This is a genomic window from Parasedimentitalea huanghaiensis (genome assembly GCF_009753675.1).
GTDB lineage: Bacteria > Pseudomonadota > Alphaproteobacteria > Rhodobacterales > Rhodobacteraceae > Parasedimentitalea > Parasedimentitalea huanghaiensis.
This window is the reverse complement of the sequence record NZ_WQLV01000004.1, coordinates 1-20,329: the sequence shown is the minus strand read 5'-3', so window position 1 is coordinate 20,329 and position 20,329 is coordinate 1. Positions and strand designations below refer to the sequence as shown.

The following is a 20,329-nucleotide window of genomic DNA, read 5'->3' as shown; positions in this document are numbered from 1 at the left end:
ATTTCTAAATACGAAGAGAGGCCGGGTCTGAGAGAGACCTGGCCTTTTGCCTTCTTATACTAAGGATTGAGCCGTGGTGTTTCTGAATGTTGAAAAATCCCTGACTGGGCGGTGCTGGCAAGGGCCAGGAATTGACATTGAACGCGCAGCGGAAGCTATGGCGCAACAAAGCGAAATTGCTGCACCAGTGTGCCAGGTTCTTGCCCGACGAGGTGTCCCCACGCACGAGGCCAAAGGGTTTCTGACACCACAATTGAAAGACCTGCTACCAGATCCACGACGAATGAAAGACATGGAGACCGCTGCAAAGCGCTTTCTACAGGCTGCAGAGCGACGCGAACGGATCGCCGTTTTTGCCGACTATGACGTCGATGGTGGCAGCTCGGCAGCCCTGTTGCTGGTATGGCTACGTCAAATGGGACTCGGTGCAACGCTTTATGTGCCCGACCGCATCGACGAGGGTTATGGACCCAATGACGAAGCCATGTCAGCGCTGGCGAAAAATCATGATCTGATCATTTGCGTCGATTGCGGCACAATGAGTCATGGCCCAATCGCCGCAGCCGCAGGTGCGGATGTGGTGGTTCTGGACCACCACCTTGGCGCAGAGACGCTGCCCGACTGCGTGGCTGTGGTGAACCCGAACCGACAAGACGAGGACGGCGAGCTGGGTTACTTTTGCGCGGCTGGCGTCGTGTTTTTGATGTTGGTCGAGGCGCGTCGGCAGTTGCGTGAAGGCGGTCATGGTACCGGCCCTGATTTGATGGCCATGCTGGATCTTGTCGCACTGGCAACAGTGGCAGATGTGGCGCCTCTGATTGGGGCAAATCGCGCCCTTGTACGTCAGGGGTTAAAGGTAATGGCTGCCCGAAAACGTCCCGGCCTGGTGGCACTGGCAGATGTATCACGGATGGATTCGGCACCATCCACCTATAGTCTCGGCTTTATGCTGGGCCCACGGGTCAATGCAGGCGGGCGGATTGGCAAGGCTGACCTTGGTGCTCGGTTGTTGTCGACCGAAGACGCACATGAAGCCGCTTCTATAGCAGAGCGGTTGGACCAGCTGAACACAGAACGCCGCGATATAGAAAACGCAGTACGTGCCGCTGCGATGGAGCAAGCCGAAGAGCGTGGGCTGGATGCGCCATTGGTCTGGGCCGCTGGTGAGGGCTGGCATCCGGGGGTGGTGGGTATTGTTGCGTCGCGGCTGAAAGAAGCTGCCGGACGACCTGCCGTTGTGATTGGTCTGGATGGCAACGAGGGCAAAGGGTCGGGCCGCTCCGTCAGCGGTATCGATCTGGGTGCAGCTATTCAGCGATTGGCCAGTGATGGGCTACTGATCAAAGGTGGTGGCCACAAGATGGCAGCAGGGCTGAGTGTGGCCCGCGACCAGCTGGAGCCGGCCATGGCACGACTGGCAGAACTTTTGGACAAACAAGGCGCCGGCGATCTGGGCCCAGCAGACCTAAAGCTGGACGGCGTTCTGATGCCAGGGGCCGCCACAGTTAGCATGATCGAACAGATCGAACAGGCTGGCCCCTTTGGCGCAGGTGCACCTGCACCACGGTATGCCTTCCCAGATATGCAGGTACGCTTTGCCAAGCGTGTCGGTGAGTCACATTTGAAGCTATCGCTGAGCGACGGCATAAGCAGCGGCATTGATGCCATCTGTTTTGGCGCCTTCGACACCGCGATGGGGCAAAACCTACTGGACCATGGTGGCGCCAGGTTCCACTTTGCTGGCCGGTTAGAGATCAACAGTTGGGGTGGCCGTCAGACTGCGCAACTGCGGTTGGAAGATGCCGCCCCCGCCTAACACACCGAAGCAAAAACGGTCGGTCCAAAGAATTTTCGCTGCCATGCATTTTTTACTTGCGGTGCGCATCTGGAATTACTAATACCCGCTGACACTAAGTGGCCCGTTCGTCTATCGGTTAGGACGCCAGGTTTTCAACCTGGAAAGACGAGTTCGATTCTCGTACGGGCTGCCACATCCCTCACCTTACAGAACTAAAGTACCGCCTTCGAACGGTTAACTTATTGTTATTTGTCAAAAGCTTGCCTGAAATTCATGAGGTGAGAAATTATTGCACTTTTTAGAAAATATCCACTTGCGTCCCGGAAGCGGGTTAATTAGATACCGCTTCAAGCACTAAGTGGCCCGTTCGTCTATCGGTTAGGACGCCAGGTTTTCAACCTGGAAAGACGAGTTCGATTCTCGTACGGGCTGCCACTGCCTATCATCTCTGAATTTGTAAAACTCACGTTGCTGGCTGTTTGGTTTCGAACATGTGTTGCCTTTGGCCGGGTTGCAGGCTGCTCCTTTTGCAGATGTTGCAACGATGTTTAGGCGTGCTCGGATATGGCTCCCCTCACACAGGCTCAACACAGACCAGCGAGTGGTACGAGGGGTTAAATTCTTCAGCTGAACACGCACAGCATCCGATTCTCTGCTTGGCTAAAGCTTCGCCCCCCCCAACCGTGCACGCGAACACCGACCTAACCACCCGTGCGCTGAGCAGCATTTTTGACAAACCCGTCGCCATCTCCGCTTGAAACAGGCAACCCAACGTCTGGACTATCCGCTTCATCGCTATTGTCGTTGTCCATTCCGGGTTCGAAGAAGAAGTGACAGGCACGCCCGGCCCGTTTTGCTGCGTACAGCGCCACATCTGCCTCATGCAGTAACCGAGCAGCCTCAACGCCCCCCCCCGAAGGAGAGAGTGCCGTTCCAATACTCGCCGAAATCCGGCACATTTCACCACCAAAGGGAATCGGCACTTCCAATTGCTCAATCAACCTGCTCGCAATGCTATCCAAGCGAGACCGATCCAAAAGACCATCTATGATCAGAACGAATTCATCGCCACCGACTCGGGCCACCGTGTCGGTAGAGCGTGTGCAGTCAACCATAATTCCGGCCACTTTTTGCAAGACCGCATCACCCGCTGCATGGCCCATCGTATCATTGACCGCCTTGAAGAAATCCAAATCGACCTGCATCAGCGAAAAATCACGACCTGTATTGATCATTCTGGACAAAATGTGATCCATTGCGCGGCGATTTTTAAGCCCGGTCAAAGTATCAGTAAATGCCTGTTCTTCCGCGGCAATTTTGGCCCCTTGCAGCCGCAGGTTCAGCTGTCGCGATGCCTCCATCGCGGCTGACTTCGCCTCAACAAGATACAACATCTCGATAGTAAGATCGGTTGCCGAAAAGTCGGCGCTGGTCAGATCATAGTCACGCACAGCATCCAGTACTGAAATACCAAAGGACAGATTTACAATTGCCCCCATATCCCCTGGTAGAGGTGCCAGCACCCCCTTGAGACCAGTTTGCGGCTCATCACGAAACTGCATATGCAACTTCACGCCCGACGTCCGCAGCAGTTCGGTCATATTGCTAATCGATCGAGGACGACGCAGTTCAAACACATCAAGGAAGGGCTTTCCTGTCCAATCTTGATCAGGGCGCAACTTCTGCAGTGTAGGCCCAACCTGCCCGATGTTTCCCTGGCCGTCGAGCAACACAAACATAGGTGCGATTTTTGAAGCAATTTCAGCCAGTTGATCTTTATTCATCATAGCATGTTCGCCCCCAAGTCAAATGCGCGGCCTTCGGCAAAATCGGTCTCGACAAGCATCACCGAGATGACCTCGGCGTCCTCTTCGCTTCCAGAATGCTCCAGAATGACCAGATCCCCATAGTCATCGGCCATAGCACGCAGTACCCCCATCATAACACTTGCATATCCTGGCAGGCCATTTTGGCAAATAAGTTTGAACTGACCCGGCGCAGTCTCAACAAGTTCTAATGCCGGTAAACTCAGATCAGACACTGCCAGCCGGACTCGATCTGGCAGGTCATCCAGCGAATGAAGGAATTCAACATAGTTCACCCCACCAAATCGCAACAGACGTCTCAACGCCTCAGTCTGTGGATTAGCCACTAAATAGGTGCCCATGTCCTCAAGCATTTCGCGAAGTGGGCGCTCCAGCACTTGTTCCATCGCAGTCAGAATTTTTTGCGATTGTTCATCCGTGTAAATCAGCATGGCTTCGAACTCGGAAAAGCCGAGTTCAGCCGAATCCGTCACATCGCGCCAACGCGATTCACCATAAGTGCTGCAGACAAAGGCCTGAATTGCCCTATTAATCAGCCCATGCATAAGAAGGCCCCTCGTTTTAAGTAACACACAATTGACCTGCGAACCTTAAGAAAGGCCCAACAATTAAAATGCAGTCGGTTTTTAGTGACCTTTCAGCTTCGATTTTACGGTCTTGTGGTGATTTCTCTTCCGCCGACATGCAGTGCTCTGAGTGAACTGGGGCCAACCGAGTACTCCCCATCAAATATTTGCTCAATGGCCAAAGTGTTCAGTCTAGGTCGCACTTGTCCTGCCAACACCAGCGCTTCTTTAGACAGAGCTAGGCCCTGAGTAGCGAAAGTCAGAAAACGGGTTTTAACCGTCAAAGCGCTATGGGAGTTTCGGTACAATAACATCCCTTGCCGGTCAGAGTTCAAATCAAACTGGTCAATAATCAGAACACAACCTGGTCGTCCATTCGACACTGGTAAATCACAACCGGTCAGCCAGAGGCTAAGATCGTACTGTTCCAAACCCTCTAAGTCTTCGACATTCAAGGTTTCACCCTCGGGAAATATCGGCAGTTTTTCCACCAGTTCGGCTTTTAGCCCCTCCAGCTTTTCGGATGTAACACCACGTTCAAATGCCCACCGATTGTCCGCACTCCGAAAGTCTTGCAGCCGACTGATTAACTCTGGTGATTGACTCTCTGGACTATCTTCAAGTGCCTTCAATGCCTCTCGGCCAGCCCGCCCCCAGTCATGTTCAAGTTGCGCGATGGGGAAATTATCTAGCGAAAGACGCCCATCCTGATATCGCTGAACCTGGCTACTTGCCGCAATTACATCTGGATTCAGCAAAGGTGTTAGTAGAGCTGCCAAAATAGCGATCGTAACCAATGCCAGCGAAACATTGATGCGTCTAATCCGCTCCTCCCACCCCGTACGACGCAAAACGGCCAATGGATACAGTACCCCATACCCCAGTAAAACAGCGCTAAAGCAGGCAGCAAGCACCCGATCAGGGGTCCATCCATAGTCTGAGACACGTAGCCAGATCGACCAAGCAGCCAAACCAGTCACAAATGGCAAAAGAACGGCCAAATACTGTGTCGAAATCGAGATTGTAACACTCTCCCGCATTCTTGCATCGTCACGTTCTAGCACCACTGCGATCAAGGTGATCATCACCATAGCCACGCTCATCAATGTTGCGGCGGCTGAAAAATCACCAAATAGCTGCGAAAGGCCCCGCAGAGGGATGGCGATTAAAAATACCGCGACCACGGCCAGCACAGGCAACACCAACAGGCGCAACAACCGTAACAATAAGAAAGGTGAAACCGCTGCACGAAGTTCAAACACCACTGCCATAGCAAGACCCAACACCCCTCCGGTCAAGCCAAAAACCAACCACTCTTCGTCGGTAATCCAGTCGATGACTTTGACCTCGACCAAAGATAGCAAGGCATCGGACAGAAACATCAGCACCCAAAACATGCCGACAAATGCCCATGCTGACAGGTATCGGATGGTCAGCGCCCAGGCTGCTTCGAACAGAGCTGTGTAACTGCGCCATGCAGGGCGGTTCTGAAGACCGACGATCAGAAACGGAGTGGCCAACAGCAACACAAGAATGCTGACACTGATGGGGATCGGCTGATCCAGGATTCCGGTTGCCAGCTCATACCGGCGCCCGGCCAAGGAGGTCAGTGCTGTAAACGGTACTGACAAAACGAGTGCACCGCCCAGCGCACGAAACACTGAAACTGGCCCACAGAGCGCCAACGCGACTGAGACATAACTCCCGATAAAGCTCAGCAATGCCAGTAAAAGCCAGGGCGGCAACGCAGGGTTATCCCAATGTTCGGACAGCAGCCAAAGCTCAAGTCCAGAAACAAAGCCTAATCCAAACAAAATGGCACGGTTCTTGGACAGCTCTACTGCAGCATTCAGAGACATGGGCGAAACCTAATGATTTAAATTTTCTATCCATCTAGCGCTTAGGCTGTTCCCTCTGCAACATTTTGTGTCACATCAAGTGGTGGCTCAGCCCCAGTCTACCAACTGGCAAAAATCACATATCTCAAGAACCATGGTTCAAAAATCAGTCGGCGCGCCACCCTCTTCCTTCCGGCGTGCTACAAACTCTTGCAGTTCGCCACGGAGCGTGTCGTCCATGGCCGGTTCCTGGAAGCTGGCGGTGATGTCCTTGAACATTCTGTGCGCTCGTTGCGCGGTCCATTCCGCCCCCGCCTCTTCCCAAGCCTCATAATTGCGCCAGTCGCTCAAAAACGGTTGATAGAACGCTTCGGTATAGCGGTCCTGAGTATGCTGGATACCGAAGAAATGACCTTCGTTCCCAACCTCCTTGATTGCGCTGAGTGCAATGTCATCCGCAGTGGTGGCAAAGGTTGCAGGCTGCATATAGCGCTGAATATGCTGCAGCACTTCGCAATCCATGATAAACTTTTCAGGGCTGGCAATCAGCCCGCCTTCCAGCCAGCCAGCCGCATGATAGACCATATTGGTCCCCGACTGAACCGAAGCCCACAGCGAATTCGAGGTTTCCCACATCGCCTGTCCATCAGGCACATTCGCTGTACACACACCACTGGATCGCATCGGGAGTCCATAAAACCGCGCCATCTGTCCTGTCATTTGGGTAGAGCGCATGTATTCAGGTGTACCAAAAGCTGGTGCGCCACTTTTCATGTCGACGTTTGAAGTAAATGTTCCAATGACACAGGGCGTACCCGGTGCCACATACTGGAACAAAGCAATCGCACAAAGGGATTCTGCAATAGACTGTGCCACCGCCCCAGCCATTGTCACCGGCGCCATTGCTCCGGCCAGTGTAAACGGCGTTACCACAATCGCTTGCCCACGTCGGGCCAGCCGCAGACACCCATCGATCATTGGATAATCGTGTTTCAGCGGAGAGGTCGAATTGATGTTGGTGTACATGCGTGGTTTGGCCTGAAACTCATCTTCACTTAGTCCACCGGCGATTTTGACCATCTCCATAACATCTTCGACCCGCTCTGCCCCTAGCGAATAGGCATGCATCACCTTGTCGGTGATCGTCAGCTTGTCATACAGTACGTCAAGATGGCGGACGGATGCATGCAGGTCGACCGGCTCAACCGGATAGCCTCCAGCAAAGTGGATACAGTTAAAGTACTGTGTCAGCTTCAGCAGGTTTTGGCACTGTTCACGAGTACCGGACACCTTTTTACCCAGCTCCAGATCCCAGTAGTTTGGTGGTGACGACACATTGCCGAACAACATATGATTGCCGCCAATGGGCAAGGTACGTTCCAGATTACGGGGCGTAATGGTAAACGTGCTGGGCGCCTTGCCAATCATCTCCATCACAAAATCACGGTCCATTCGGACCAAATCCCCTTCGACACGACAGCCAGCCTGTTTGAATATCGCCAAGGCATCGGGGTTCAGAAACACCACGCCGATTTCCTCAAGTATTCGCATAGCGCCTTCATGGATCGCTTGAATGCCCTCGGGGCCAAGAGGTTCTGTTGGTCGATCAATGTTGACAGGAATTTGCCAGGGCATTTGTTCGATGACAGCACCACCTCGTCTTGCTGTTGCCCCTGCCCGGCCACCGCCGCGCCGCCTGCGTCCCTCGCTCCTCGACATCACCATCTCCCTTGGGCCTGCTGTTGAATTCCAGCAGGCCTAATTCTTGGCTATGTCGCCGCTTCATTCACGACATCATCTGTCGTTTTCATTGCTTAGCACGGCGCGATTCATCTTTTCTGTACATAAGTGACCAGTACAGCCGAAAAACCAGCGTATAGCTCGGCCAAAACCTCGTAGCGGTGGTGTTCGGTCAGCTGTCCAGCCAAGCCTGAATATGTCCGATATCTGGCAGCACCACGTCGGCCAGGGGCGCCAGATCTTCGTGCAATGCCATCCCGGTCAAGACTGCAATCCTGCGCATTCCTGCGGCGTCGCCTGCCTCCAGATCATGGAGGCTATCGCCAACCATGGCAGTCCGGGAAGGATCCACCCCGACAGCAGTGCAAAACGCCAGCAGCGGGTCAGGATCAGGCTTAGCGCCATGACCACTGTCAAATCCGGCGACAAAGGCAAAATGATCCATCACACCCGCCTGTTGCAGTTGGTTACGCGCCGACAATTCGGAATCGTTAGTCATGACGCCCAGAACCTTGCCACGTGCTAGCAAGTCATCAAGAAACGCGACCAAAGGTACTGCCTCGGTCAGCGTGGCATCCGCAGCACTTGTGGTGAGATACTTCTCGAGTTCAGCTACATCCATATGATCGATGTAGGGGGCCATCACAGCCGAAATTTCTGAATTGGTACTCGCAATTGCAATGCTGTCCCGACGAAACTCTCCCCGGTCAAGATCATAGCTGAGCACCTTGGCCAACCCCTGCACCACTTCGGGTCGTCCCTGAGCAAGATGGTGAATTGTCTTGGCGGTCCAACTGTTCCAAGTGGCCCCAAAATCAAACAGGGTTCCATCTTTGTCGAACAATATGGCATCAACGGGCATGACAGTTCCTTAATTGGGAGCAGCGTTCCATGAAAATCTATCAGGTCCAGTTGACCTGTGCGCCTCCTGGCAAAACCATTCGTGCCTGCATCGGGGCCTCATAAGCGATACCCTGCGCATCACAGAACCCAATCACCCAAGCGTCGTCCATCATCAAGAAGTCCAACACTGACCCCAAGAACTCCGGCTCACCTGCGCTTTCACGCAGATCCGCCTCGCTGGCCCCCGATGCACCAAGGAAAACCGGCAGTAGATCCTCGTTCCCTACAAGCCAGGTCAACGCCTGCAGGGCAAGGGTTTCGGCGGATTGGGCGGAAACTGGCATTTTGCGACACTTTTACGGGCTTGGGAAAGGGTTTGTTAACTCCTGTCATAAAGACTCTAGGCAAGTGAAATGCAAGGGCGGAAAGGGAAGCGCGTGCAAGGCACAATCCTGATCATAGATGGCGTCGCAACCAACCGCATTATGTTGAAAGTGCAGCTTTCAGCAGCCTATTACCGCGTAGTCCAAACCGACTGTGTTACGGATTTGATGTCCGTAGCGCGGCGTTGCCGCCCGGACTTGATTCTGACCGCCATGTCCCTACCGGATGGGACTGCAGCTGATGTTCAGCGAACTCTGGCAAGCGACGCCTCGCTATCTGGTATTCCTGTGATTGCAATTTCAGCGCAAAATGACAATTCAACCCGAATAAACGCGTTAGCAGCTGGAATTGATGACATCTTAGTTCAACCTGTGGATGACGTAATTCTACAGGCGAGGATCCGCAGCCTGATCCGGGTTCGCAACATCAATGAGGATCTACACCTGCAGCACGACGCCGCACAGAGCTTTGAGCCTCCGCTCAGCAATCGGGAATGCCTCGCAGAAATTCGCGGTTCCAAAGTTGCGCTGGTGGCCCATGATGCGCCTACCGCTGCGCAATGGACCGCGCGGTTGCAACCCTTAGTCCCTTATCACCTGCATCCGCACCAGATTGACGATATACAACAGTTGATGAGTGCCCCAGTCCCGGACGTGATCGTTGTAGAGCTGAACGAGGCTGAAACGGGTCAAGGTCTACGATTGCTGGCTGATCTGCGCGCGCGTGCCGCCACCCGGAATTCAGTAGTGATCGCAATTCCCAGTCCGGCGAATCCCCATGTCGCGGCAGAAGCGCTGGACCGCGGTGCCCATGATGTGTTGCAATCAGGATTCAACGTTCAGGAACTGGCCCTAAGGCTGTCGACACAGTTGCAGCATAAAGTGCGAACCGATCGCCTGCGTGACACGGTTCGTAATGGGTTGCGCGCCGCTGTCGAAGACCCCATGACCGGCCTATATAATCGCCGCTATGCAAAGCCGTTCCTTGATCGGGTCGCCCGCAATGCCAATGATTGTGGCGAAAACTTTGCCTTGATGCTGATCGACCTTGACCACTTCAAACAGATCAATGACCGCTTTGGCCATCCGGCAGGTGACGCGGTATTGATCGAAACCTCCAACAGGCTGCAAAAACAGCTGCGCCCGGTGGATCTACTGGCGCGTGTAGGCGGGGAAGAATTTATGATTGTCTTACCCGGCATCGGTGAAGCCAAGGCTGCGGAAGTTGCCGCACAGCTGTGTCGGAAAATCAATTCAACCCCGTTTCGCGTTCCAGGCGTCGCCGAACCGATCTCCGTCACCACCAGCATTGGGGTTGTCATTGGCGGTGGTGATCTCTGCTCCAAACGTACCTCTCGGGCCCACCCCAGCGTTAGCGATCTGATCGCAGACGCCGACCGGGCACTATATTGCGCAAAACATGCGGGTCGAAACCAGGTTACACTTAGCCCTGTCGCGGCCTAAAACGGGCCTTTACAGGCCCGCCTCAACGACTTTCTTCTCAATTTCGCGCTGAACCACGATGGCGTGGGGGCTTGGGTGGACGATGCATGCGCTGTTGCAGTTCATCAGCATAACTCTCACGCTCAGATCCGCTCATGGCGGCCACCCTCTCGATCCAGGCCTTTTGAACCGACATCTGAAATTCATGGCCAGAGGTGGCTTTCCCTTGCAGAAAACTGGACAGAGCCTCAACTACAAAAGGGTCTGCACGCAACAGGGCCAGGACAGATTCGCCTTCTGCCCGCCGCCGTTTGTGAAAATTGCCGTGATCACCTCCGGCCTGCTTACGCAGGGATTGCCTCGTCTCGCTATCCAGCTCACGAAACAACATCGCTCCAAAGGATGGCATCGGGCGGGGCCGTACATCATCACGAAACCGCAGTGCCGCCCCAACAGCCAGTCCGGCAACCATTAAGTTCAGCCCCAGCGATCCCGCCAATACAATCCGTAACCAGAGTTTCATTTTTGGCGTTTGCGTCGTGCTCATTGCACCTCCTCGCCCAGCATCACCGCCAGGTCGTAACTGTCATAGGGCACCGAAGTGCTGTCTGAATACCCAACCAATTGGGCTGGGTCGGGCAAAAATGACGGCGGCTCCAGACCTATCCACACGCCAGCTGCACAGGCCACGGCAAACCCGCCAATCGTCGGTAAACCACCAACTGCCAGTAACAACTGCCTCCAGAACCCTTGACGTTGTAGCACCACCGGCTTCACCGCAGGCTCTGCCACCGCAGCCTCAGATCGCGCGGTCACTGCATCCGCCAAAATTGCTTTATTCAGGTGGTCAGGTAGATGCCTGGGCGCTTCGCGTGCGGAAGCAAACAGATCGTCAAGCTCTTGCATTGCTTTGTCCAACTCAGCCATCGTTATACCCCAATTCCTGACGCTTGTTGGCCAGAACGGCCGCCAATGCCCGTTTTCCACGGGCGGTCAAACTCTCAACCGCCTCAATACTAATATCCATAATCCCCGCGATTTCGGGATTGGCCAGTTCTTCGATGTGGCGTAACACCACCGCTTGACGCTGGCGCTCTGGCAACTGCATCAGGGCCGCTTGCAGCGCATCATGACGCGTTCCGTCCTGAATTTGCTCGGCAGCACTACGGGCAGTATCTTCTGGTTCTGGCACCGCATCGAGATCCACATAGCCACCTTTCTGACGGCGTTTCAGATCAATACACAGGTTCATCGTCACCCTATACAGCCAGGTTGACAGTTGCGCCTGTCCCGGTTGCCAGTTAGGCCCCATCCGCCACAATCGCATCATTGCCTCCTGCGTGACGTCTTCAGCTTCTGCCCGATTTCCCAGAACCCGCATCGCCACGCCTAGGCACCTAGGAGCCAGTCGGCCGGTTAACTCCTGTGCCGCACGGCCATCACCATTGGCATAGAGAACCAGCAAAGCGTCATCGCTTAACGTGGGATCTGGCTCCCCCATCAGTAGCGGCCCCATTTCACGAGGCCGCCGCCGGGATATGTCTGGGTTAAGATACACGTCAGACTAATCAGTTTTGCTCCGGTTCTGTCACTTCTGGTTGCCCCGGACGGTGTTTACCCATTCCGTTCGAGCGCATTTGGTTGCGCGCTTCTTCGAATTCCTGCTTGGAAATGGTGCCATTCCCGTCGGCATCCATCCGTTCGAACATATGGCCCGACCGGCGCGGCTTGGGCAACTCATCCTGGCTCAACACGCCGTCGCCGTTTGCATCATGCCTCTCCAACATTCCGGCTGCCCGTTGTTCTGCCTTCTTCATGCCCTGAGCTTGTAGCTCTTCAAGAGACAGCGCGCCATCGCCATTGGCGTCTGCGGCGGCAAAACGTGCGGCCTTTAGCCCGTCAACCTCAGCCTGCGTAATCTCCCCGTTGCCGTCAGCATCCAGTTTCTCAAACGTCATATTCATACCCTGGCGTCCCGGACCACTATTCGCCAGAACTGCGCCTGCACCAACAAGTCCAGCCGAAGCGGCAATCACTGCGAAGATACCTGCTTTTTTCATGTCCAATTCCTTTGTCCAAAGCGACCCAGTGTCGCCGATCATGGTAGTCAAACGTTGCAAGGCTGCAGTTCCGTCGCTCCAATATTGAAAAGGTCAAAAAACTTTGAAGGGTAACTCCTCACGATCGTTACAGTTTGCTTACATCCTTTGACATACCCTTTCCCAAAAGCATGCCTGCCTTGGAGTGGTCAGAGTAACTCGTGTTGAGAGCAAACAATTTTGCGGCATCACGCCGCAGCACTCGCGTAGCCCCTACCCATTGGGGCTTTAAGGGCGCAAACATGTACCAAACACATAGGATTTGTCATGACTGAGTCTCAGGCCGTACCCGCTTCAGAAATTGAAAATGATCGCCCAACAGCACCCGCTCTGTTAAAAGGGTGGCGCAAGAAATGCCCCTGCTGTGGGAAAGGCGCTTTGTTGCATTCCTATCTCAAAATCAACGACAACTGCGACAGCTGCGGATTGCAATTGTCGCATGCACGCGCAGATGACGGGCCAGCCTATTTGACCATTTTGATCGTTGGTCACTTGCTGGCCCCTTTGTTGCATATCGCCTATGTTACCTGGCGCCCTGAACCACTGGTCATGTTTTCCATTGTTACCCTCGGCTGCGTCTCGTTGTCCTTGTTCCTCTTACCCCGAATGAAGGGTATTGTCGTTGGCTACCAATGGGCGCGACGCATGCATGGGTTCGACAAGGACTCGTAACCCATAGTAAGGTGATGAGAATCTTATGAGCGCAAATCGGGACAATCAGCCAGTGATCGACAAAACGGCCATCCGCAATGCGGCCACAGTCATTGTAGTACGCGACCGGATGGGCAAAGATCCAATGATCCTTATGGGGCAACGCGGCGCCAAAGCTGCGTTCATGCCCAACAAGTTTGTGTTTCCAGGCGGTGCGGTCGATGTAGCAGATGCTGAGATCCCTTTGGCCTCTCACATTTCCGACCTTTGCCACAAACGGCTGGCCGACCAGGCACCTAACGACCTGCAAACCGCCCTGACAGTGGCTGCAATACGTGAACTGTGGGAAGAAACCGGGTTGGTACTGGGTGAGCGCGGCGATTGGCCTGACGTCCCGCCAGCCGATTGGGCTGATTTTGCTTCAACAGGATTTCTACCATCAGGCAACGGCCTGCAATATGTATTCCGCGCCCTGACCCCGCCCGGGCGACCACGACGATTTGATGCCCGGTTTTTCCTTGTTGATGCGGACCAGATCTCCGGCGATCTGGATGATTTTTCACAGGCCTCTGACGAACTGTCCCATTTGCAGTGGATCAAACTATCCCAGGCCCGCCAGTTTGACCTGCCGTTCATTACCGAAGTGGTATTGGCCGAAGTCGCCGCTCGTATTACGGATCTGACGCCGCCCAGTTCGGTGCCTTATTTTCGAAACAACGACGAGGCCAGCCTGTTCCTTCGGCTACACGGTACGGAAATGCCCGAAACTGGCTAGCCCCGACAGGGTCGCCTCGAACGTCCAGTTTAAATGGCCAGCACCAGCGCCAAAATGGACACCACCAATAGTGCCATACCCAAGATCTCACGCGAGTTGATTTTTTCTTTGAAAAACAGAACTGTCGCCAGAATCGACAGGATCAACTCCACTTGACCCAGCGCTTTTACGTAAGCTGCGTTTTGCAAAGAGAAAGCCCAAAACCAACAAAACGAGCCGCCCATGCTGGTCAGCCCTACCCAGATCGCAACGCGACGTGCGGCCCAGACGCGGGTGATCTCAGCCCTGTCGCGCCAGCTTAGCCAGGCCAACATCATCAGGGTTTGCAGGCTGACCACCACCGCCAGTGTAACGCCCGCGCGGAACATCGCGTCCAGGTCGCCCAACTGGAGTGAGGCCCCACGATAGCTAACGGCGGAGAAAGCAAACAACACTCCAGATCCAAGCCCAAACTGGGCCGCCCGGTTGGTAAGGTGCTGCCACCAGTGCCCGCTGCTGTTGGGGGGCTTGGCCAGCACCAGCACCGCCAGCAAACCAATCACAATCGCAACCCAGCCCCAGACCGTAACTTGATCACCAAGCACCAACAGGCCAACAATGGCAGTCTGAATCACCTCGGTTTTTTTAAAAGTGATGCCGACCGCAAAGTTGCGCTGTTTGAATAACGCCACCACACAAATCGTGGCTAGGATTTGCGACAATCCGCCAATAGAGGCGAACATCCAAAACTTGGGCGGGAGTGACGGTAGCTGTTGCCCAGAAACCATCAGATAGATGAATAATCCGGCGAGAATAAAGGGCGCCGAGTAGATGAAGCGGGAAAACGTAGCCCCCGCTGGTGACAGACTGACGCTGCTTAAGACCTTTTGCAGCATAAACCGCACGGTCTGAAACGTTGCGGCGGCGATGGCGACGGGAATCCATAAACTCATACGTCGGGTTATGGCGACTTATTCGCCGCTGTGCCAGAGCGGATGCGGCACCGGGTCCTTGCCACGCAGAAAATAACGGCGAAACACGTCGCGGTAAGAGGGGTAGATGTAGCCCTCATTGGCATCGCTGAAATCGCTCTGACGTTCGCGATACAATTTCGGCAACGCGTACCAGGGCACGCCTGGGTGCAAATGGTGAACCACATGGAAGTTATTGTTCAGAAACAGGAATGCTAGCGGCCCTCGATCTTCAACGACAACAGTGCGGGCATGCATCTGATCATGCGCGCGATGTTCCAGAAAGGTGCGGACTTTGACCAGTCCCAGCCCCAGGTAGGCGGCGATACAATACGCCCAAAATGGCATCGAAGTCAGGCTGACCAGCCACACCACCATCACCACCCCCGGCACATGTAGTGCCCAAGCCCATATCACGGAACGGTCCCCCCTCCATGCGGCTCTCGCATCACTTGCAAGGAAACAACACTGCCCAATCATCGGTCCCAGTAGAATCCTACCCAAAAGGGTATTGTTGGCACGGTAAAGGCGGCGCTTCCATCGCGGCATTTCTCGCCAGGCCGCAGGATCCAAAAAGTTGCTTTCCGGGTCGTCATACGGATCGGTCAGGGATTCATCCTGATGATGGGCCAAATGGGTGTCGCGAAAGCGATTGTATGGGATCGCCATATTCAGCTGTGCGGCCATCAGCGTCTCGTTCAACATCTTGCTACGGAACGGATGACCATGCAGCGCCTCATGTGTCAGCGAGGAATGAAAGGCAATCAGCACAGAACTCACAATTACCGTCAGAAACAGGCTCACATCAGGCAACAAAGCCAACGCAACAAACCATAGACCGTAACAGGACAGTATGAGCAGAAATGTACCCCACTCCGGAGCTCTGGACAGCGGTTTAGACATGGTGGCGCCCCCACCGGATCCGCGACCAAATTCGCTCATACAACAGGTAGCAAGAGAAACCGATGACCGTGTTGGTCAGCGCTATTACTCCGCCAATCGCGACTGATCCCGTTGCAAAAAAACCAACCAGTGCCATCATCACCAAGCCAATGGCGTTCCAGATTAGCGCTTTCACCAGTGAACGTAATCGCGTTTCCATTGTTCCTCCTGAGCAAATGTCTGTTCAGGTCTACCGCGACGTGGCATTGTTCAAAATTCCGTATCTGATTAACAAAATTCAACAACGGTGATATAAATCCACACATGAACACAAAAATCGACAAACGCGTCCGCGCTGAACAATTTCGGATCCGTCTAAATCGTGGATTGCAAGATAGCGGGCTAAGCCAAAGTGCATTGGCGCGGCAAATCGGCGTGGATCGGTCAACAATTTCACAACTGCTCACTGGTGACGGCGCCCGGCTTCCCAATGCTCATGTGGTTGGAGCCTGTGCAACTGCATTGGGGGTTTCGGCGGATTGGTTACTCAGCCTGTCGGACCGCCCCGAAAGCGCCGCTGAACTTCTGGCCGGTGCTCTTTCCTTGTCCGAAGCCCCGCGCTCTCTGGTCGATGCGCGCATCTTTGACTGGCACCGCGAAGCAGCGGGTTACAAGATCCGTCACGTCCCCGCCACCCTGCCCGACATGATGAAAACCCGCGCCATGTTAGAATGGGAATACACCCCACATCTGGGGCGTACAGCCACCCAGGCGATTGGTGCGTCCGAGGACCGCTTGTCATGGATGCGGCAATCGCAGTCGGATTATGAAATCGCCCTGCCAATCTATGAGCTGCACAGCTTTGCGCATGGCACCGGCTACTATCAGGACCTGGAACTTGAAACTCGTCTTGAACAGCTCGACAATTTTGAGCGCCTCTGCACCCAACTGTATCCGCGCCTACGGGTCTATCTGTTTGATGCCAAACGATTGTACTCATCACCGCTGACCATCTTCGGCCCGTTACTCTGTGTGTTTTATGCTGGTAGCCACTATATGGCCTTTCGCGATAGCGACCGGATTGAGACCTTTACAAAACACTTCGACACCCTGATCCGCGAAGCCGACCTGACAGCCCGGCAATTGCCGGGCCATCTGCGCGCACTTAAGGCAACCATTGCCAGCTAGGGCTGCACGACGCCCACAGGGCGGCGTTCAGGCTCAGGTCACGGCAGTGACCTGAGCCACCGGTGCACTAGACCTTAGGGTCCGGATTTTCGGTGTGGCCATCCACCGCAATGGCCTGCCCCGACACCAGACGGGCCGCGTCGGAGGCCAGGAACACTGCCATGTTGGCAATATCGCTAGCTTCGACAAACCGCCCCATCGAGGTGCCTGAGGCATAACCCTGATAGACCTCATCCCGGGTCATCCCCTTGGCCGCTGCTTCACGTTCTAACACGCCCTCGATACGGGGGCCTTCGACAGCGCCAGGACAGATGACGTTGGCGCGAATACCATGTGGTCCCAGCTCCATTGCCAGCGTCTTGGTCAGACCGATCACCGCCCATTTCGCCGCCGAATAAGGCGCACGGTTGGGATAGCCGTACTGCCCTGCAGTCGATGACGTCACGACGATGGCCCCCTTCCCCGCCGCCTTCATCAGCGGCGCTGCGTATTTCGCTGCCAAAAACGCCCCTTCCAGATTGACGCTGACGCAGGCCTGCCAGTCTGCGAGTTCCACATCCTCTACTTTGGCCGTGGGCCCGGCAATACCGGCATTGGCACAGAGCACATCCACACCGCCGGCTGCTGCAATAGCCGCAAACACCGCCCGCATATCATCTTCGCTCGCCGCATTAGCGCGATGAGTGATCCAGTTGGATGGCAATTCACCCAGTCCGGCCTCGTTTACATCAGTAACCCAGACCTCATAACCGGCAGCTGCAAATCCCTCCCCCATGGCGCGGCCAATACCGGACGCACCGGCAGTGATCAGAACTCGCACCATTACCGCGGCGCACCGATAGCACGGCCTAACCCATCTGGTGCAGGCAACGTAGCATGCGCCGTTGCCAGTTTTACCAGCGCAGCTTCTACATGTTCTGCAGGTGGTGCAGAGCGCCGGGTCGCCAAGTCCACGTGCAGCAACATGTGCTCTCCAGTGGCAAGCAAGCGGTCTCCCTCATACATCTCGTGCCAAAGGTGCATCTTCTTACCCGCTCCCAGTATCACCTGAGTTCGAACCTGAATGGAATGCCCAGCATGCACCTCGTCAATATGACGGATATGGGTTTCAGCGGTGAAATAGCTACCGCCTGAGGCGATGTATTCGGCATCACAGCCAATCAACAACATCAGCCGGTCAGTGGATTGCGCAAAGGCATCCAGATATCGGCTCTCGGTCATATGATCGTTATAGTCGGTCCAATCCAGCGGCACCGTGCGGTTCAGAGTCAGCACCGGCTTGGACAAATCACCAATCTGGTCGATATGGCTCAGCAACCCGGCCTCACCTTCACGCTCCTTATCCTGCGCATTCTGCAATGCACCTGCGCCCCAATCATTGGCCGACATCGCCCGCATCATGCCAACCAGATTGTCATCGCGGATCCGCTCCAGTTCGCGGATCGAATGCATACCGGACTGTTCATCTGATTGATCGGCAATCAGGTCCACCAGTTCATCTGTGAACTCAGGCACATCCATCAACTTGGTCCACGGCGCCGTCAGACAAGGACCAAACTGCGCCATGAAGTGCTTCATGCCTGCCTCCCCCCCCGCCACACGATAGGTCTCAAACAGCCCCATCTGCGCCCAGCGGATACCAAAACCATAACGGATTGCGTTGTCAATTTCCTCGGTCGTGGCAATGCCGTCTTTGACCAGCCACAGCGCCTCGCGCCAGACCGCCTCAAGGAACCGATCCGCGATATGGGCATCGATTTCCTTACGGACATGCAGTGGATACATGCCGATACTGGTGATGATCTCTTTCGCCTGCGCGATCATTTCCGGCGGGTTCGCCTCGGTGCCGACCAATTCGACCAATGGCAACAAGTAAACCGGGTTGAATGGGTGCGTCACTACGATCTGCTCAGGCCGCGAGGCACAGCCCTGCAATTCACTTGGCTTAAACCCGCTGGTGGATGATCCCAGAATTGCCTTCGGATCACAGTGTTCCTGCAAAGTTTGATAGACCTTGCGCTTCAGGTCCAGCCGCTCGGGCACGCTTTCCTGAACCCAGTCAGCACCAACCACCGCTTCTGACATCGAGCCATGAAAACTCAGGTTCCCCTCGGGCGGCAGCGCAACATTGCCCAACCCTGGCAGACTGCGACGCGCGTTGCTCAGCACCTCGCCGATCTTGCGCTCAGCCTCGGGGTCCGGGTCAAACACCTGCACATCCCAACCGTTTAACAAGAACCGGGCCGCCCATCCGCCGCCAATAACACCACCACCGATGATTGCTGCTGTTTTCACGTGATCTTCCTTTTACTTCTTACATCGGACCAGATTTGCCGTGACGCCACTTTCTCCAAGGATCAGCAATCGATCCTCGTGGGTCACCAGAAGCATCATCTGTTCCTGATAGCTGTAGCCTGCATCCAGACAGTCGAGATTCAGGACCCAGGAATTCGGCAGACCTGTTTCCTGGACCTTGGCAACATCACAGCTCCATTCCATCCCAAACAGGCCATCTTTGCCATAATAGGTCGGGGTTTCGTCCCCGACATCCCCTGCCCGCTCACACCAGTTTGCGTTTCCACTCCAGTGACCTTCCCACAGCGGCGCATCCGCGGCCTGTGCGGTCGCCGTTGTCAAAACCAAAGTGGTAATCACTTTTTGTAGGACAGAGATAGAATAGCGTGTCACTTTCAAAACCATGTCGAATTTCCTTTTCCAATACCTTTGATAGAAAAGATTATTGCGAGGGAGACTGGATCTGTCCATGTTTTCACGCGCCGGAGATAGGCCTACTTCGCCACCGGTGCACGCTTCACCAGGCCCAGTTTCTCACGCACTGCATCAGGCCCAATCACCCGCGCGCCCATGTTCTCAATAATGGTGCCCGCACGTTCGACAAGCTGCCAGTTCTCAGCCAACTCGCCTTTGCCCAGCCACAGATTATCCTCCAGCCCGACGCGTACATTGCCGCCGCCCAGAACACTCGCCGCGACATAGGCCATCTGGTCCCGCCCCAGTGAAAAGGCCGACCAGTTCCAGTCATCTGGCACATTGTTGACCATCGCCATGAATGTGTTCAAATCATTCGGCGCGCCCCATGGCACACCCATGCACAGTTGCACCAGCGCCTGGCCTTCCAGCACGCCCTCTTTCACCAGTTCCTTGGCAAACCACAGATGGCCAGTGTCAAAGGCCTCAATCTCGGGCTTTACGCCGAGATCTGTCATCATCTGGCCCATTGCGCGCAACATGCCCGGCGTGTTGGTCATCACGTAATCGGCCTCGGCAAAGTTCATGGTGCCGCAGTCCAGTGTGCAGATCTCGGGCAGGCACTCGGCCACATGCGC

General features: G+C 54.9%; 21 protein-coding genes, 2 tRNA genes and 1 pseudogene. 7 read left to right on the top strand and 17 right to left on the bottom strand.

The genetic code is table 11. The annotated features are described in order from the left end of the window. The first annotated feature begins 73 nt into the window (after positions 1-73). The 3 genes from recJ (at position 74) to GO984_RS07700 (ending at position 2,233) form a co-directional block, all read left to right on the top strand. The gene (gene recJ / locus GO984_RS07710; protein WP_167740267.1) at positions 74-1,816 is read left to right on the top strand and encodes a single-stranded-DNA-specific exonuclease RecJ; all 1,743 of its coding nucleotides are present in this window, start codon (positions 74-76) and stop codon (positions 1,814-1,816) included. Positions 1,817-1,916: 100 nt separating this feature from the next. Next, a tRNA-Glu gene (locus GO984_RS07705) sits at positions 1,917-1,991 on the top strand. A 167-nt stretch (positions 1,992-2,158) separates the two neighbouring features. After that, positions 2,159-2,233: transfer RNA gene (locus tag GO984_RS07700), tRNA-Glu, on the top strand. Positions 2,234-2,499: 266 nt separating this feature from the next. Here the strand turns inward: GO984_RS07700 and GO984_RS07695 are convergent. From GO984_RS07695 to GO984_RS07670, 6 genes are all read right to left on the bottom strand, one after another. Then, the gene (locus tag GO984_RS07695) at positions 2,500-3,585 is read right to left on the bottom strand and encodes a GGDEF domain-containing protein (RefSeq protein ID WP_157021981.1); all 1,086 of its coding nucleotides are present in this window, start codon (positions 3,583-3,585) and stop codon (positions 2,500-2,502) included. Then, positions 3,582-4,169, bottom strand: coding sequence for a heme NO-binding domain-containing protein (locus GO984_RS07690; RefSeq protein ID WP_157021980.1), 588 nt, complete (start codon positions 4,167-4,169; stop codon positions 3,582-3,584). The genes GO984_RS07695 and GO984_RS07690 overlap by 4 nt, the downstream gene beginning before the upstream one ends. A gap of 104 nt (positions 4,170-4,273) precedes the next feature. Further along, positions 4,274-6,049, bottom strand: a complete 1,776-nt coding sequence (locus tag GO984_RS07685; protein ID WP_157021979.1) for a DUF4153 domain-containing protein — start codon at positions 6,047-6,049, stop codon at positions 4,274-4,276. A 138-nt stretch (positions 6,050-6,187) separates the two neighbouring features. Then, positions 6,188-7,747: a trimethylamine methyltransferase family protein gene (locus tag GO984_RS07680; RefSeq protein ID WP_157021978.1), complete on the bottom strand. Its 1,560-nt coding sequence runs from the start codon at positions 7,745-7,747 to the stop codon at positions 6,188-6,190. 193 nt (positions 7,748-7,940) lie between these two features. Next, positions 7,941-8,630 carry an HAD family hydrolase gene (locus GO984_RS07675; protein ID WP_157021977.1) on the bottom strand — a complete coding sequence of 230 codons (690 nt, stop codon included), beginning with the start codon at positions 8,628-8,630 and terminating at the stop codon, positions 7,941-7,943. Positions 8,631-8,670: 40 nt separating this feature from the next. After that, positions 8,671-8,955, bottom strand: a complete 285-nt coding sequence (locus GO984_RS07670) for a DUF3572 domain-containing protein (RefSeq protein WP_157021976.1) — start codon at positions 8,953-8,955, stop codon at positions 8,671-8,673. Between the two features lie 93 nt (positions 8,956-9,048). Here GO984_RS07670 and GO984_RS07665 point away from each other — a divergent pair, with 93 nt between their 5' ends. Continuing rightward, entirely contained in the window at positions 9,049-10,458 is a 1,410-nt protein-coding gene (locus GO984_RS07665) for a diguanylate cyclase (RefSeq protein ID WP_167740266.1), read from the top strand. A 37-nt stretch (positions 10,459-10,495) separates the two neighbouring features. On the opposite strand, the gene GO984_RS07660 is transcribed toward GO984_RS07665, so the two are convergent. The 4 genes from GO984_RS07660 to GO984_RS07645 are packed head-to-tail and all read right to left on the bottom strand — an operon-like array spanning position 10,496 to position 12,497. Next, a complete protein-coding gene (locus tag GO984_RS07660) occupies positions 10,496-10,984 on the bottom strand; it encodes a periplasmic heavy metal sensor (RefSeq protein WP_157021974.1) in 489 nt (162 codons plus the stop codon). Further along, the gene (locus GO984_RS07655; protein ID WP_157021973.1) at positions 10,981-11,364 is read right to left on the bottom strand and encodes a hypothetical protein; all 384 of its coding nucleotides are present in this window, start codon (positions 11,362-11,364) and stop codon (positions 10,981-10,983) included. The genes GO984_RS07660 and GO984_RS07655 overlap by 4 nt, the downstream gene beginning before the upstream one ends. Further along, a complete protein-coding gene (locus tag GO984_RS07650; RefSeq protein WP_209279392.1) occupies positions 11,357-11,953 on the bottom strand; it encodes an RNA polymerase sigma factor in 597 nt (198 codons plus the stop codon). The genes GO984_RS07655 and GO984_RS07650 overlap by 8 nt, the downstream gene beginning before the upstream one ends. Positions 11,954-12,005: 52 nt before the next feature. Then, positions 12,006-12,497: an EF-hand domain-containing protein gene (locus GO984_RS07645; protein WP_157021972.1), complete on the bottom strand. Its 492-nt coding sequence runs from the start codon at positions 12,495-12,497 to the stop codon at positions 12,006-12,008. Positions 12,498-12,803: 306 nt separating this feature from the next. On the opposite strand from GO984_RS07645, the gene GO984_RS07640 reads away from it, so the two are divergent. Together GO984_RS07640 and GO984_RS07635 are read left to right on the top strand one after the other, a co-directional pair. Beyond that, complete coding sequence (locus tag GO984_RS07640) at positions 12,804-13,208, top strand: DUF983 domain-containing protein (protein WP_157021971.1); 405 nt, start codon at positions 12,804-12,806, stop codon at positions 13,206-13,208. 25 nt (positions 13,209-13,233) lie between these two features. Beyond that, entirely contained in the window at positions 13,234-13,962 is a 729-nt protein-coding gene (locus tag GO984_RS07635) for an NUDIX hydrolase (protein ID WP_157021970.1), read from the top strand. A gap of 29 nt (positions 13,963-13,991) precedes the next feature. On the opposite strand, the gene GO984_RS07630 is transcribed toward GO984_RS07635, so the two are convergent. The 3 genes from GO984_RS07630 to GO984_RS07620 are packed head-to-tail and all read right to left on the bottom strand — an operon-like array spanning position 13,992 to position 16,014. Next, positions 13,992-14,894, bottom strand: a complete 903-nt coding sequence (locus tag GO984_RS07630; protein ID WP_157021969.1) for a DMT family transporter — start codon at positions 14,892-14,894, stop codon at positions 13,992-13,994. Positions 14,895-14,912: 18 nt separating this feature from the next. After that, positions 14,913-15,815 carry a fatty acid desaturase gene (locus GO984_RS07625; RefSeq protein WP_157021968.1) on the bottom strand — a complete coding sequence of 301 codons (903 nt, stop codon included), beginning with the start codon at positions 15,813-15,815 and terminating at the stop codon, positions 14,913-14,915. Beyond that, positions 15,808-16,014 carry a DUF2061 domain-containing protein gene (locus tag GO984_RS07620; RefSeq protein ID WP_138161939.1) on the bottom strand — a complete coding sequence of 69 codons (207 nt, stop codon included), beginning with the start codon at positions 16,012-16,014 and terminating at the stop codon, positions 15,808-15,810. Before GO984_RS07620 ends, GO984_RS07625 begins: the two co-directional genes overlap by 8 nt. A 104-nt stretch (positions 16,015-16,118) precedes the next feature. Between GO984_RS07620 and GO984_RS07615 the strand changes: the two genes are divergently transcribed. Further along, positions 16,119-16,982 (top strand): helix-turn-helix domain-containing protein, encoded by an 864-nt coding sequence (locus GO984_RS07615; protein WP_157021967.1) that lies wholly within the window; start codon positions 16,119-16,121, stop codon positions 16,980-16,982. A 67-nt stretch (positions 16,983-17,049) separates the two neighbouring features. Here GO984_RS07615 and GO984_RS07610 read toward each other — a convergent pair whose 3' ends face one another. The 4 genes and pseudogenes from GO984_RS07610 to bcoG form a co-directional block, all read right to left on the bottom strand. Beyond that, positions 17,050-17,805: an SDR family oxidoreductase gene (locus tag GO984_RS07610; RefSeq protein WP_157021966.1), complete on the bottom strand. Its 756-nt coding sequence runs from the start codon at positions 17,803-17,805 to the stop codon at positions 17,050-17,052. Next, positions 17,805-19,277, bottom strand: a complete 1,473-nt coding sequence (locus GO984_RS07605) for a carnitine 3-dehydrogenase (RefSeq protein ID WP_167740265.1) — start codon at positions 19,275-19,277, stop codon at positions 17,805-17,807. Before GO984_RS07605 ends, GO984_RS07610 begins: the two co-directional genes overlap by 1 nt. A 12-nt stretch (positions 19,278-19,289) precedes the next feature. Next, positions 19,290-19,682 (bottom strand): hypothetical protein, encoded by a 393-nt coding sequence (locus tag GO984_RS07600; RefSeq protein WP_157021965.1) that lies wholly within the window; start codon positions 19,680-19,682, stop codon positions 19,290-19,292. 89 nt (positions 19,683-19,771) lie between these two features. Then, positions 19,772-20,329: pseudogene (gene bcoG, locus GO984_RS07595) on the bottom strand (3-dehydrocarnitine:acetyl-CoA trimethylamine transferase BcoG); the annotation flags it as partial.

Bases quoted from the DNA above. Each gene is read 5' to 3' on its own strand.
- GO984_RS07695 (WP_157021981.1), bottom strand. From the start codon at position 3,585: ATGATGAATAAAGATCAACTGGCTGAAATTGCTTCAAAAATCGCACCT.
- GO984_RS07690 (WP_157021980.1), bottom strand. From the start codon at position 4,169: ATGCATGGGCTGATTAATAGGGCAATTCAGGCCTTTGTCTGCAGCACT.
- GO984_RS07685 (WP_157021979.1), bottom strand. From the start codon at position 6,049: ATGTCTCTGAATGCTGCAGTAGAGCTGTCCAAGAACCGTGCCATTTTG.
- GO984_RS07680 (WP_157021978.1), bottom strand. From the start codon at position 7,747: ATGTCGAGGAGCGAGGGACGCAGGCGGCGCGGCGGTGGCCGGGCAGGG.
- GO984_RS07675 (WP_157021977.1), bottom strand. From the start codon at position 8,630: ATGCCCGTTGATGCCATATTGTTCGACAAAGATGGAACCCTGTTTGAT.
- GO984_RS07670 (WP_157021976.1), bottom strand. From the start codon at position 8,955: ATGCCAGTTTCCGCCCAATCCGCCGAAACCCTTGCCCTGCAGGCGTTG.
- GO984_RS07660 (WP_157021974.1), bottom strand. From the start codon at position 10,984: ATGAGCACGACGCAAACGCCAAAAATGAAACTCTGGTTACGGATTGTA.
- GO984_RS07655 (WP_157021973.1), bottom strand. From the start codon at position 11,364: ATGGCTGAGTTGGACAAAGCAATGCAAGAGCTTGACGATCTGTTTGCT.
- GO984_RS07650 (WP_209279392.1), bottom strand. From the start codon at position 11,953: ATGGGGCCGCTACTGATGGGGGAGCCAGATCCCACGTTAAGCGATGAC.
- GO984_RS07645 (WP_157021972.1), bottom strand. From the start codon at position 12,497: ATGAAAAAAGCAGGTATCTTCGCAGTGATTGCCGCTTCGGCTGGACTT.
- GO984_RS07640 (WP_157021971.1), top strand. From the start codon at position 12,804: ATGACTGAGTCTCAGGCCGTACCCGCTTCAGAAATTGAAAATGATCGC.
- GO984_RS07635 (WP_157021970.1), top strand. From the start codon at position 13,234: ATGAGCGCAAATCGGGACAATCAGCCAGTGATCGACAAAACGGCCATC.
- GO984_RS07630 (WP_157021969.1), bottom strand. From the start codon at position 14,894: ATGAGTTTATGGATTCCCGTCGCCATCGCCGCCGCAACGTTTCAGACC.
- GO984_RS07625 (WP_157021968.1), bottom strand. From the start codon at position 15,815: ATGTCTAAACCGCTGTCCAGAGCTCCGGAGTGGGGTACATTTCTGCTC.
- GO984_RS07620 (WP_138161939.1), bottom strand. From the start codon at position 16,014: ATGGAAACGCGATTACGTTCACTGGTGAAAGCGCTAATCTGGAACGCC.
- GO984_RS07615 (WP_157021967.1), top strand. From the start codon at position 16,119: ATGAACACAAAAATCGACAAACGCGTCCGCGCTGAACAATTTCGGATC.
- GO984_RS07610 (WP_157021966.1), bottom strand. From the start codon at position 17,805: ATGGTGCGAGTTCTGATCACTGCCGGTGCGTCCGGTATTGGCCGCGCC.
- GO984_RS07600 (WP_157021965.1), bottom strand. From the start codon at position 19,682: ATGGTTTTGAAAGTGACACGCTATTCTATCTCTGTCCTACAAAAAGTG.